Genomic DNA, 12,883 nt, shown 5'->3' on the forward strand with positions numbered 1-12,883 from the left:
TTTTCAATCACGGGTCTTGAACACGCGTCGGCGAGAAACCCGACATCAAAAACTTTAGCCCAGAATGCCAGCATCGCCAGGAAATCAGATCGTCGGCCCCGTGGCAGACAATGCGCAGCGGCACAGAATGTGAATAATTGTTAGCGCGAAATAGGGATTAACAGGACTCGCTCATCGAACGATGATCGGGGCCGTCGACGCGTCAGGCCTAAGTGCCGCGCGCAGGAAACGCGCGGTGCTATGCCAGCGAACTGGCGGCGTTCATGAAAGACACTGAGAAGAAGTGTTGAAGGGCCGTAGGGACATTGACTCTCAATGGCATCAAGTGTGCCAGGTACATCGAGGGTGAATGACGCACTGCATTCGTCAGCAAGCTGACTCCCACTCATCACGATGCCTGCCGCACTTCCCCCTGACACTCCATCCCTGTGGGAGACGTCCGAGGTTACGAGGGCAGCGAATGCAGTGGGTCACCTGCAAAATCTCAGATGAGCCACCACATTTGTCAGCAAGCTGACTCTCACAGGTCCGGAGGGCCCGAAGCTTTGATCGTCCCCACGCTCTGCGTGGGAACGATCAATGTCTGACGCACTTTCCCCTGACACCCCATCCCTGTGGGAGACGTCCGAGGTTACGAGGGCAGCGAATGCGGTAGGTCAGCTGCGAAGATGTCAGATAAGCCACCGCATTCGTCAGCAAGCTGACTCCCACAGGTCCGGAGGGCCCGAAGTTTTGATCGTCCCGATGCTCCATGTGGGAATGCCGGGCAGAATGCTCGGCGTCCCAACGACGCGGAGCGTCGTTTCGCTGCGTTACCACGCGGAGCGTGGGAACGATCAACGATCAATCAACCAGGATCCGGCACCTTTGGTGACTTGGGGGTGGTGCGGCTACTCCCCAACCGGCTTAAACACCACCACCGCCAACGGCGGCAAATCCAACGCCAGCGAAAACGCCTGGCCATGGCTCTTGACCTCATCAGCCATCACCGCGCCGCCGTTACCGACGTTCGAACCTGCGTACACCCCGGCATCGGAATTCAGCAGCTCAGCCCACTTCCCGCTGAACGGCACACCCACCCGATAACCATGGCGCGGCACCGGCGTCAGGTTGGCAACCACCAACAACGGCTCGCCGTCCTTGCTCCAACGCAGATAGGCATACACGCTGTTGCCGGCGTCATCCCCAATCACCCACTGGAAACCCTGAGGCTGGCAATCCTGCTCATACAGCGCAGGTTCCGACCGATACAGCCGGTTCAGGTCCCCCACCAGCGTATGCACGCCCTTGTGATCGGCATACTGCAGGAAATGCCAGTCCAGCTCCGTGTCATGATTCCACTCACGCCACTGCCCGAATTCGCAACCCATGAACAGCAGCTTCTTGCCAGGGTGGGTCCACATGAACGTCAGATACGCCCGCAGGTTGGCAAACTTCTGCCAGCGGTCACCCGGCATCTTGTCGATCAGCGAATGCTTGCCGTGCACCACTTCATCGTGGGAGATCGGCAGGATGAAACGCTCCGACCACGCATACACCAGCCCGAAACTCAGCCGGTCATGGTGATGCTGACGATGAATCGGATCCTGTTCGATGTACTTGAGCGTGTCGTGCATCCAGCCCATGTTCCACTTGTAGGCAAAGCCCAACCCACCCTGCTGCGTTGGCTGGCTGACGCCCGGCCACGCCGTGGATTCCTCAGCGATAACCAGTGCGCCTGGTGCTTCCAGCGCGACCACGTCATTGAGGTGACGCAGGAAATCGATCGCCTCGAGGTTTTCGCGACCGCCATAGCGGTTAGGCACCCATTCCCCGGCCTTGCGCGAGTAGTCGCGGTACAGCATGGACGCCACGGCATCCACACGCAGACCGTCGATATGGAAATTCTTCAACCAATGCAGACCCGAAGCGATCATGAACCCGTGCACTTCCGTGCGACCGAGGTTGTAAATCAGCGTGTCCCAATCCTGGTGAAAGCCTTCCTGCGGGTTGCCGTATTCGTACAGCGCAGTGCCGTCGAATTGCGCCAGGCCGTGGGTATCGGTTGGAAAATGCGCGGGCACCCAGTCGAGGATCACGCCAATGTCGTTCTGGTGACAGGCATTGACGAACGCAGCAAAATCTTCCGGCGAGCCATAACGCGCACTCGGGGCAAACTGCGACAACAACTGATAACCCCATGAACCGCCAAACGGGTGTTCCATGATCGGCATCAGTTCGATGTGGGTAAAGCCCAGGTCCTTGATGTAGGGGATCAACTCGGCAGCCAGTTCGTGCCAGTTGAACGGACGATCAGGTTCGTCTTCCCCGCCGTGATGCCATTTCCACGAACCGGCATGCAGTTCGTAGATCGACAGCGGCTTGTGAACATCCTGTTTGTCGCCGCGCGACTGCATCCAGTCCGTGTCCTGCCAGTCAAAGCTCAGCGGCGCAGCCACTTTTGACGCTGTGTTCGGCGGCACCGTAGTCGCCAATGCCATCGGGTCGGCTTTCAGTGGCAGTACGCCGTGCTGCCCGAGGATTTCGTATTTATAGGTCTCACCGGGCTTGATGCGCGGGATGAAAATCTCCCACACCCCGGACGGATAGCGCACGCGCATCGGATGGCGACGACCGTCCCAGCTGTTGAAGTCGCCCACTACAGAGACGCGACGCGCATTGGGTGCCCACACCGAAAAACGCACACCATCGACGCCGTCGACGGTTTTCACTTGCGCGCCCAAAGCGCTGCTCAGGTCCCGGTGATTGCCTTCGGCAAACAGGTACAGGTCCATTTCACCGAGCAACTGGCCGAAGCTGTAAGGGTCTTCGGTGATCTGCTCACCGGTCGCCCAGTTGATCTTCAACAGGTACGGTTCGCGCACCGGGAAATGCCCGGCGAAGAAGCCGGGCTTGTCGCTCATGGTCAGTTCGCCAAGATCACGCTCGCCGTCGCGAGAGAGGACGCGCACACCCAGCGCATTGGGCAGATAGGCGCGGATGACTTGCCCGTCCTTGCCATCGCTGTGAGGGCCGAGCATGGAGAACGGGTCACGGTGTTCGGCGCGGATCAACGCGTCCATATCGCCGGCGCTGGGCAACAACTTGTGGTTGCCATCGCCGAATTGGTCAGACGCACTCATTTTCATTCTCCATCAGACAAGTTCAACAGCCCGCGCAAGCCTTGAAGCGGAACCGACAACCAGGTCGGCCGATTCTCGGCCTCGTAGGCCACTTCATAAGCGGCTTTTTCCAGGGTGAACAACGCAAGTGCAGCGGCCTCTCCCTTGGCATCTTTCCAGACGTGCGCAACATCCCCGGTGGCGTGTTTATAGCCGTCGAGAAACGCAGCGCGCGCCTGACTCAAATACGTTTCAGCAACATGTTGACGCGCCGCCGCAGCCTCAGGCGAGGTGTCCGCAGATTGCGCGTTTCGCATTGCCATGGCGGCAGCGTAGTCGAAAGATCGCAACACGCCGCTGACATCCTTGAAGGGGCTGTATTTGGCGCGGCGTTCCTGCAGCGGACGCGCCGGTTCTCCTTCGAAGTCAATCAGATACGCATCGCCCTTGACCACCAGCATTTGCCCCAGGTGCAAGTCACCGTGGACCCGCATGCGCAATCCACCGACCGACTGTTTCGCCAGGGTTTGCACCTGCGCCAACAGCGGTTTGCGTCTGCCCAGCAGTTCACTGACCAGTTGCTGGTCGGCGGGTTCCAGCGTATCGCGATGTTGCTCCAGCAAATCCAACGCGCGCTCGACCTGCGCCGAGACGCTTTTGGCCGATGCCTGGCTGTCCTTCACGCTGGTGACCTCGGTCTTGAAGTCTGGATTGTCAGTCGGCGCGCTCAACACGACATGCATTTCGCCCAAACGCTGGCCCAGCAATCCGGCAAAGTCCTTGAGCTCCAGCAGTGCATTGGCGTGCTGTTCCACGTTGGAATGGCCGTGAGCCATTTCGTCCCGCACGGCCCGCTCAAGGTTGTTCTGCGTCCATTCCCAGGCATCACCCTGATTGCTCAAATACCCCTGAGCGATCATCAGCAGGTTGCTTTCACCCTCCTTGTCCACCCTCACCACAGCACCCAGCAATGGCGAGATGTGCTGATACCCGGCCTCGGTCAGGTAAGCACCCATTTCCAGCTCAGGGTGCGTGCCGGCGGCGACGCGGCGAATCATCTTCAACACCACACTGCTGCCGATCACCACTGAGCTATTGGATTGCTCGGCCGACAGGTAGCGGACTTCGGATTCGTCATTCAAGCCCAACGGCGGCAGTTTCGATGTTTGCTGAAAGCGCAATTCACCGTCGTTGGTCGCAAGGACCGTCTCGTCCTGCATGCCCTTGATCACTGCACGAATGAACGGCTCAAGGGTGAATGCATCGGTGATCAACCCGACCTGCCGTCCACGACGGACACGGGCGAGCGCCAGTTGTTGAGGCAATGCGCTACTGAAATCGTCTTCAGCGAGGAAACCGAAGGGCAGTTGATAACGGGCCACTTCACCGCCTGCGGTCACTTCTATCTCGCTGAGCATCACTGGGCGCTGAGCGGAGCCGAAACGCACACCGTAGCTGATGTGAACATTATCGATGGCCGTCCCTTTGCCAGCGAACCAGCGACGCTTGGGCAAGTAAACCGAAAGAGACGTCTGCTCAAGCGTCTGGCGCAGCGGCTCGTCCAGCAACTCCTCCAGCCGTTGTTTGAGCACCAGGGTCGGGAAGTCAGGCATGCTCTCGGCGGGTTCGACGTGCCAGCTGGGCATTTGATTCTCCGCGGCCAGCAGGAACCAGTAGAAGCCGTAGGGCGGCAACGTCAGCAGGTAATTAAGCTGGCCAATAGGTGGGAAAGCGCTGCCGCCGAGCATTTCCACCGGTACGGTGCCGGCGTACTGAGAAAGCTCGAGCTCGGCCGCCTGGGAGGCCGACGAGACGTTGGCGACACACAGAATGATTTCGGTCTTGCCATCAGGACCGGTGTACTCACGGGTGTACGCCAGAATCCGCCGGTTACTCGGTGAGAGCATTTTCAGGGTGCCACGGCCGAAGGCCTTTTGTTGCTTGCGCACGGCAAGCATGCGGCGTGTCCAGTTCAGCAACGAATGCGGGTCGTGGTCCTGCGCCTCGACGTTAACCGACTGAAACCCATAAAGCGGGTCCATGATCGGCGGGAGCACCAGGCTTGCCGGATTGGCCCGAGAAAACCCGCCGTTGCGGTCGATGGACCACTGCATTGGTGTGCGCACGCCATCTCGGTCGCCGAGATAAATGTTGTCACCCATGCCGATTTCGTCACCGTAATACAGGGTCGGTGTACCTGGCATGGACAACAACATGCTGTTAAGGAGCTCTACGCGACGGCGGTCGCGCTCCAGCAAAGGCGCCAGACGACGCCGGATGCCGAGGTTGATCCGCGCACGGCGGTCGGAAGCGTAGTAGTTCCACAGATAGTCGCGCTCACGATCGGTGACCATTTCGAGGGTCAGCTCATCGTGGTTGCGCAGGAATATCGCCCACTGGCAGTTTTCCGGGATTTCCGGGGTCTGACGCAGGATGTCGGTGATCGGGAAACGGTCCTCCTGCGCCACGGCCATGTACATCCGTGGCATCAAGGGGAAGTGAAACGCCATGTGGCATTCATCACCGTCCTTGCCCTTGCGATCACCGAAATACAGCTGCGTGTCTTCAGGCCATTGGTTCGCCTCGGCCAGCAGCATGCGGTCTGGATAATTCGCATCGATCTCGGCACGAATCTGCTTGAGCACGTTGTGCGTCTCTTGCAGGTTTTCGTTATTCGTCCCGTCGCGCTCGATCAGGTAAGGGATCGCGTCCAGCCGCAGCCCATCGATGCCCATGTCCAGCCAGTAACGCATCACTTCGAGCACCGCTTTCATGACCTGCGGGTTGTCGAAGTTCAGGTCCGGCTGGTGGGAGTAAAACCGGTGCCAGAAGTACTGACCGGCCACCGGGTCCCAGGTCCAGTTGGATTTCTCAGTGTCGAGAAAGATGATCCGCGTGCCGTCGTACTTCTGATCGTCATCGGACCAGACATAGAAGTCCCGCGCCTTGGAGCCTTTCTTGGCATGGCGGGCACGCTGAAACCACGGGTGCTGGTCGGAGGTGTGGTTGATGACCAGTTCGGTGATCACCCGCAACCCACGGTTGTGCGCTTCGGCGATGAATTTCTTCGCGTCGGCCATGGTCCCGTAGTCGGTGTGCACGCCCCGGTAATCGGCGATGTCGTAACCGTCATCGCGACGCGGCGACGGGTAGAACGGCAGTAACCAGATGGTGTTCACGCCCAGTTGGGCGATGTAGTCCAGCTTGGCGATCAGGCCCGGGAAGTCGCCGATGCCATCATCGTTCGAATCGAAATACGACTTCACATGAACCTGGTAAATCACCGCATCCTTGTACCAGAGCGGATCATCGATAAAGGCAGCGTTGCGAGGCTTTTTTGCCATGACCACATCCTTTGAATTATGAGTTTGTGGTTCTGATCCGCCAGATACCAAACGGCTGGTAGGACGGATCGATGCGCATAAACTGCGTCTTGCCGTACCAGGTCCAGCTGTGCCCGGTCATCAGATCCTCGCCCAGTGTCGCGGCATCGTCGGGCAGGCCCATTTCCCAAAGCGGCAACTCGAAACTCGCTTCTTGCACGTTATGCGGATCGAGGCTGACGGCAACCAGCACGAAGTTGCTGCCATCGGCGCTGCGTTTGCCGAAGTACAGGATGTTGTCGTTCCACGCGTTATAGATGTGCAGGCCCAGATGCGTCTGCAAGGCCGGGTTCTGGCGACGAATCCGGTTGAGCTGGGCGATTTCGGCAATGATGTTGCCCGGCTGGGTGAAATCACGAGGACGAATCTCGTACTTCTCCGAATCCAGGTATTCCTCTTTGCCAGGCACAGGCGCCGACTCGCAGAGTTCGAAGCCCGAATACATGCCCCACAACCCCGAACCCATAGTCGCCAATGCAGCGCGAATCAGAAAACCGGCACGCCCCGAGTCATGCAGGAAACGCGGGTTGATGTCGGGTGTGTTGACGAAGAAATTCGGGCGGTAGCATTCGCGCCATGGCGATTCGTTGAGCTGGGTGAAGTACTCAGCGAGCTCGGCCTTGGTGTTGCGCCAGGTGAAGTAGGTGTAGCTCTGCGAATAGCCGACCTTGCCCAGTCGGGCCATCATCGCCGGTTTGGTGAACGCCTCGGCGAGGAACATCACGTCGGGGTGCTGAGCGCGAATATCCGCGATCATCCATTGCCAGAACGGCAACGGTTTGGTGTGCGGGTTGTCGACGCGGAAGATCTTCACGCCCTCCTCGACCCAGCCCAGCACCACATCGCGCAGCTCCAGCCAAAGGCTGGGAATGGCATCCGGCGCGTAGAAATCGACGTTGACGATGTCCTGATACTTTTTCGGCGGGTTTTCCGCGTAACGAATGGTGCCGTCCGGCCGCCAGGAGAACCAGCCCGGATGCTCTTTGAGCCACAGGTGGTCCTGGGAGCACTGAATGGCAAAGTCCAACGCGATTTCCAGTCCATGTTCGGCGGCTGCCGCCACCAGGTTGCGGAAATCCTCGCGGGTGCCCAACTGCGGATGAATAGCGTCGTGCCCCCCTTCCGCGCTGCCGATGGCATACGGGCTGCCCGGATCGTCAGGGCCTGCCGTCAGCGAGTTGTTCGGACCCTTGCGGTGTGCACGACCGATAGGGTGAATCGGCGGGAAATACAGCACGTCGAAGCCCATGTCGCGAATCATCGGCAAGCGGCTGTGGACGTCATTGAAGGTGCCATGACGGGCTTTATCGTCGGTGATCGAGCGCGGGAACAGCTCATACCAGCTGGCGAATTGAGCGCGTTCACGCTCGACATCCAACGGGAATTCAAGGCTGCGACTCAAGAAGGCATGGTTATCGGCGTGCGACATGATCGTCGCCGTTTCGCTGCTCAACAGCAACGCCACCTGCGCCTCGTGCTCGGTGCTCTGACCGAGGCGCTGCAGCAGGCTGTCGATTTGACCGCGAAGCTCATGCTGGCTGCGCTCCGAGGCATGCACGAGATGAAGACGTCCCTCTTCCAGCTCAAGGCCGATATCGACCCCTGCCGCGTACTTTTTCTCCAGCTCGTAGCGATAGCTGCCGAACTGATCGATCCAGGCTTCAAGACGGAATACATAGCGACTGACCGAGGTCGGGGTGAACTCGCCGATCCAGCTGTCGTTGCCCAGCTCGCGCATGGGTGCTTTGTGCCATTCCTGTTCGTCGGCAGCGCGGTAACGAATGCGCACCGACATTTTGTCGTGGCCATCGGCAAACACCTTGCTGGTGACCGTCACCGGCTGGCCAGTGATGGCTTTGGCCGCAAGCTGCCCGCCCTCGATGACAGGCTGCGTGTCTTCAATGACAATGCGCGGCAACTGCAAGGCTTGGGTCAGGGGTAAAGGTTGGGTTGGGTGCGGTACATCGGTGGCCAAAGAATCAGGGCCATATGGCTGATCAGCAGTCACATTCATCGAGCATCACTCCTCACGCCCCAGGGACGCTCCTTGTTAAGAATCCGTTCCAATAACGTCTTATCCATAAAAACTGTTAGGGAGCCACCGGACTGAACATGTCCCGACGTGGCTGCATAGGTTCCGAACGCCAGCCTTGGGGAAAAGTTCAAAGAGCTTGTGCTGCAAAAAATCGATCCAGTGCCAGCGTAGCCGTGCGTCGCTCAACCGCTTGCAAAAGACGCGAAAAATTGCGCTGAATCTTTCAAACCGCCTCGCTGTCCAAGCCTGCGAGCGCGTTGAAATGCGGCACTAATGCCTGTTCGAACCTGCGCTGAAGGAAGGTGAAGCAATGAACATTCCCATTCCCGCAGAAACGCCCGATCCGAATATCGACGACCCGGAATTGCCGGTCCCTAAACCTGAAGAACCGCCTCCACCGACCATGCCGCCGGTGATCGAGCCCCCCAAAGGCGATCCGCCGTCACAAGAACCGCCTGCGATTCTCGGTGAAGATTTTCCGGAATAAAGAGACGCGTATGACCTGCGGGAGAACGCGAGCAGAGCAATGGACACGCCGCACTCCGCGGCGTGCTCAGGGTTGGTGCGAATCGCCTCCCGTATTTCGATCCGGGTTCTTTTCCTTTTCTTGGGGTGGGTCGAAACGTTCGACGATCATCGGCATGAGGCTGAAGATCCCCAGCGCCAGAATCGTGCTGAGCACGGCGGTCGCTTCCCGCCCCATACCGGCTGCTATGCCGATAGCGGCGGTCATCCACAATCCCGCTGCGGTGGTCAGTCCTTTGACTTGATGGGTATTCAGCTTCTCGCCCTTGAGGATGGTCCCCGCACCGAGAAAGCCGATCCCGGCGACAATCCCCTGCACCACCCGGCTTAACGCTGCGTCGTCAGCGCCTGCCAGGCGTGGGACCAACACGAACAATGCCGCACCCATACAGACCAACATATGCGTTCGCACCCCCGCCGCTTTGCCCTTGTGCTCGCGCTCGAACCCCAGAATGCCGCCCAGCACTGCGGCGATGACCAAACGAATGGTCACGCGGGTCAGCTGGGAGGCATCGGTAATGTCCGAAAACTCGGAGCGCAGCGTCTCGACGACTTCTTGCCACCAGGCGTTCATTGGGCAGTTCCTTCGGTCACGATGCCTCTTTGTGGGCACATCGATCAATGGACCGCACCGCTATCGGCTCGTTCGCCGTGGCCCCGCCTTGGTCGGATTGCTCACGGATGGGGCAGGTCCGATATTGCAGTTGTGAATGACATACCGCATTCGCGGCCGTCGTAACCTCCGACTGCTCCTACAGGTCGTGCAGCGTTTCAGGGGTTCTTTCAGCGTTCCTTGAGCTTGCCGCGGCCCTCAGACCTGTGGGAGCGAGCTTGCTCGCGAAGGCGGCAGGTCAGATATTGCAGCTGTGAATGACAGACCGCATTCGCGGCCGTCGTAACCTCCGACTGCTCCTACAGGTTGTGCAGCGTTTCAGGGATTCTTTCAGAGTTCCTCGAGCTTGCCGCGGCCCTCAGACCTGTGGGAGCGAGCTTGCTCGCGAAGGCGGCGGGTCAGATACGGCAGCTGTGAATGGCCCACCGCGTTCGCGGCCGTCGTAACCTCCGACTGCTCCTGAAAGTCTTTCACGGCGCCCGATATTTGCGCGGGCCCGCTGCACGCCTACCCACTGTCGGAACCGGGAAACGATTCGATTGTGTTGGGAGTCACACCTTCACACCCCGTGAAGGAGTACGACCATGCCTCTGGAATTCGACAGCAGCCATCAACACTGCTCAGCGGTAGTAGACGGAACGACGTACCGCAGCGCTGTGATTGACGTCGTGATCACCACCAATGACGCGACCCATATGTCTGAAGCAGACATCGGCGGCAAGAAAATCCCGATTACCGAAGCGGAGGCCGATGCCTTGACCGTCTATAAGGCAAAGGACATGCGCCATCACACCATTGGCGTAGAACCCGGTGAAGACTCTCCGGTGATCTGATCTGCTGTTTATAGAAAAATCTGCACCTGTACTGAAACGGCGTTCACGCGCATAGTTCGGTCATCCCAGTCGTGCGGTGCAATCCTGCACCGCAGGCTTGACCGTCCAGCCGTGAGCCCTCAATGAAGCGTTATGAAAAGTTTGCCGACGATATCGCCGAGCTGATCCGCTCGGGCGTGCTTGCCGCAGGTCAACGCGTGCCGTCGGTGCGCTACGCCAGTCAGACCCACGGCATCAGCCCCTCCACCGTTTTTCAAGCCTATTACCTGCTCGAGCGACGGGGCCTGATCCGCGCGCGCCCGCGGTCCGGGTATTTCGTCAATGACAGCTTCGCCAACGAAACCTTCGCGACGCAGCGCTTTGAGCTCCCACACGTTGTCGAGCCGTCGCAGGCGCCGCAGGTCAGTGAGTCCACGGAAGTCGATGTCAGCGAGTTGGTGTTCTCGGTACTGGAGTCGATCAAGGACCCCAATACGGTGCCTTTCGGCTCCGCTTTCCCCAGCGCAGGCCTCTTCCCGCTGCAACGCCTGGCGCGCTCATTGGCCAGCGCCACCCGCGACATGGACCCGAGGATGGTGGTCAGCGACCTGTCCCCAGGCAATCCGACGCTGCGCCGACAGATTGCCCTGCGTTACATGGTGGCGGGTCAAATGCTGCCCATGGAAGAACTGCTGATCACCAATGGCGCACTGGAAGCCCTGAACTTGTGCTTGCAGGCCGTGACCGAACCCGGCGATCTGGTGGCCATCGAAGCCCCTGCGTTCTATGCCTGTCTGCAGGTGTTGGAGCGACTGAAGCTCAAGGCCGTCGAAATCCCTGTGCACCCGCAAACCGGGATCGATCTGGCCGTCCTCGAACAGACGCTGGAACGGTATCCCGTCAAAGCCTGCTGGAGCATGACCAGCTTTCAGAACCCGACCGGGGCGACGGTATCGGAATCACGCAAGCGCGAACTCGTCGAACTGCTGCGCAAGCATGAAGTGCCGCTGATCGAGGACGATGTCTACGCCGAGTTATATTACGGCCAGCACGCGCCAAAACCCGCCAAGGCGTTCGACACCGAAGGGCTGGTGCTGCATTGCGGCTCGTTTGCCAAGAGCCTGGCACCAGGTTACCGCGTGGGTTGGGTAGCCGCCGGTCGTTACGCACAAAAAGTCGAGCGACTGAAACTGATGACTTCCCTGTGTGCGTCGATGCCCGCACAAGCCGCCATCGCCGACTACCTGCAACACGGCGGCTATGACCGCCATCTGCGCAAACTGCGTAACAGCCTCGAAGACCAGCTGCGGGCCATGCTGGGTGCCGTTGCGCGTTATTTCCCGCCGCAGACCCGCGTCAGCCAACCTTCAGGCGGCTACTTCCTGTGGCTGGAGCTGCCTGAGCAGATCGATTCGCTGAAGGTGTTTCAGGTGGCGCTTGCCCAAGGCATCAGCATCGCACCGGGCCCGATGTTCTCGCCCACCCGACGCTTCAAGAATTGCATCCGCCTGAACTACGGCAGCCCATGGAATGAAACCTCGGAGCGAGCGATGGAGACTCTGGGCAAGATCATCCGCTCGATGATGGCGGGGTAAATCAAACATTGTGGGAGTGTGCTTGCTCAGTCCCACAATTTGCTTCGTTCACCTGGGACCTAACGACCGCCGCCCAGATCAATAAACGTCCCGGTCGAATACGACGCCTTGTCCGAGAGCAGCCACAGGATGGCCTCGGCCACTTCATCGGCCAGGCCGCCACGCCCCATCGGAATGGTCGGTTCAAGCTTGCTGACGCGCTGGGGATCACCGCTCAAGGCATGGAACTCGGTGAAGATGTAGCCCGGACGCACGGCATTCACACGAACGCCCTCGCCCGCCACTTCCTTGGCCAGGCCAATGGTGAAGGTGTCCAGCGCGCCCTTGGAGGCCGCGTAATCGACGTATTCGCCCGGCGAACCCAGTCGCGCGGCCACCGATGACACGTTGACGATGCTGCCACCATGGCCGCCGTGACGCGGCAACATGCGCAGTAATGCATGTTTGCTGCACAGCATCGGCCCCACCACGTTGCTCATCATGATCTTGAGCAGACGGAATTCGGACATGGTGTCGACCCGAGAAGTCTCGCCCACGGTCCCGGCGTTGTTGACCAGTGCGGTCAGACGTCCCATTTCAGAGTCCACACGGGAAAACAGACGAATGATTTCGTCTTCGTTGCTGACGTCGGCCTGAACCGCGATGGCGTAACCGCCCGCCTCGCGAATCTGTCCGCAGACGCGCTCGGCCGAAGCATGGTCAGAAAGATAATTGATGCAGACGCGATAACCCTGCGATGCCGCCAGAACTGCCGTGGCTGCGCCAATACCTCTGGAGCCGCCAGTAATGAGGAGGTTTTTATCCATGGGGTGTTTCCGA

8 protein-coding genes are annotated in these 12,883 nt (G+C 59.4%); 3 read left to right on the forward strand and 5 right to left on the reverse strand.

Features of this window, described 5'->3' with window-relative positions:
* Positions 1 to 890: 890 nt before the first annotated feature.
* The 3 genes from glgB to ABDX87_RS00200 are packed head-to-tail and all read right to left on the reverse strand — an operon-like array spanning position 891 to position 8,498.
* A complete protein-coding gene (gene glgB, locus ABDX87_RS00190; RefSeq protein ID WP_346831013.1) occupies positions 891 to 3,122 on the reverse strand; it encodes a 1,4-alpha-glucan branching protein GlgB in 2,232 nt (743 codons plus the stop codon).
* A 2-nt stretch (positions 3,123 to 3,124) separates the two neighbouring features.
* On the reverse strand, positions 3,125 to 6,445 hold the full coding sequence (treS, locus tag ABDX87_RS00195) for a maltose alpha-D-glucosyltransferase (protein WP_346831014.1): 3,321 nt from the start codon (positions 6,443 to 6,445) through the stop codon (positions 3,125 to 3,127).
* Between the two features lie 16 nt (positions 6,446 to 6,461).
* Positions 6,462 to 8,498, reverse strand: a complete 2,037-nt coding sequence (locus ABDX87_RS00200) for an alpha-1,4-glucan--maltose-1-phosphate maltosyltransferase (protein ID WP_346831015.1) — start codon at positions 8,496 to 8,498, stop codon at positions 6,462 to 6,464.
* Between the two features lie 331 nt (positions 8,499 to 8,829).
* On the opposite strand from ABDX87_RS00200, the gene ABDX87_RS00205 reads away from it, so the two are divergent.
* Positions 8,830 to 9,006 (forward strand): hypothetical protein, encoded by a 177-nt coding sequence (locus tag ABDX87_RS00205; RefSeq protein WP_167362035.1) that lies wholly within the window; start codon positions 8,830 to 8,832, stop codon positions 9,004 to 9,006.
* Positions 9,007 to 9,072: 66 nt separating this feature from the next.
* On the opposite strand, the gene ABDX87_RS00210 is transcribed toward ABDX87_RS00205, so the two are convergent.
* The gene (locus tag ABDX87_RS00210; RefSeq protein WP_346831016.1) at positions 9,073 to 9,618 is read right to left on the reverse strand and encodes an MgtC/SapB family protein; all 546 of its coding nucleotides are present in this window, start codon (positions 9,616 to 9,618) and stop codon (positions 9,073 to 9,075) included.
* Positions 9,619 to 10,241: 623 nt separating this feature from the next.
* On the opposite strand from ABDX87_RS00210, the gene ABDX87_RS00215 reads away from it, so the two are divergent.
* Positions 10,242 to 10,490, forward strand: a complete 249-nt coding sequence (locus ABDX87_RS00215; protein WP_346831017.1) for a DUF3203 family protein — start codon at positions 10,242 to 10,244, stop codon at positions 10,488 to 10,490.
* Between the two features lie 122 nt (positions 10,491 to 10,612).
* On the forward strand, positions 10,613 to 12,064 hold the full coding sequence (gene mapR / locus ABDX87_RS00220; protein ID WP_346831018.1) for a GntR family transcriptional regulator MpaR: 1,452 nt from the start codon (positions 10,613 to 10,615) through the stop codon (positions 12,062 to 12,064).
* Positions 12,065 to 12,123: 59 nt separating this feature from the next.
* On the opposite strand, the gene ABDX87_RS00225 is transcribed toward mapR, so the two are convergent.
* Positions 12,124 to 12,870: an SDR family oxidoreductase gene (locus ABDX87_RS00225; protein WP_346831019.1), complete on the reverse strand. Its 747-nt coding sequence runs from the start codon at positions 12,868 to 12,870 to the stop codon at positions 12,124 to 12,126.
* Positions 12,871 to 12,883: the final 13 nt, after the last annotated feature.

Origin of the sequence: Pseudomonas abietaniphila (assembly GCF_039697315.1) — a bacterium.
GTDB lineage: Bacteria > Pseudomonadota > Gammaproteobacteria > Pseudomonadales > Pseudomonadaceae > Aquipseudomonas > Aquipseudomonas abietaniphila_B.

Coding starts and splice junctions, on each gene's coding strand:
- ABDX87_RS00225 (WP_346831019.1), bottom strand. CDS start 12,870: ATGGATAAAAACCTCCTCATTACTGGCGGCTCCAGAGGTATTGGCGCA.
- ABDX87_RS00215 (WP_346831017.1), top strand. CDS start 10,242: ATGCCTCTGGAATTCGACAGCAGCCATCAACACTGCTCAGCGGTAGTA.
- ABDX87_RS00205 (WP_167362035.1), top strand. CDS start 8,830: ATGAACATTCCCATTCCCGCAGAAACGCCCGATCCGAATATCGACGAC.
- treS (WP_346831014.1), bottom strand. CDS start 6,445: ATGGCAAAAAAGCCTCGCAACGCTGCCTTTATCGATGATCCGCTCTGG.
- mapR (WP_346831018.1), top strand. CDS start 10,613: ATGAAGCGTTATGAAAAGTTTGCCGACGATATCGCCGAGCTGATCCGC.
- ABDX87_RS00210 (WP_346831016.1), bottom strand. CDS start 9,618: ATGAACGCCTGGTGGCAAGAAGTCGTCGAGACGCTGCGCTCCGAGTTT.
- glgB (WP_346831013.1), bottom strand. CDS start 3,122: ATGAGTGCGTCTGACCAATTCGGCGATGGCAACCACAAGTTGTTGCCC.
- ABDX87_RS00200 (WP_346831015.1), bottom strand. CDS start 8,498: ATGAATGTGACTGCTGATCAGCCATATGGCCCTGATTCTTTGGCCACC.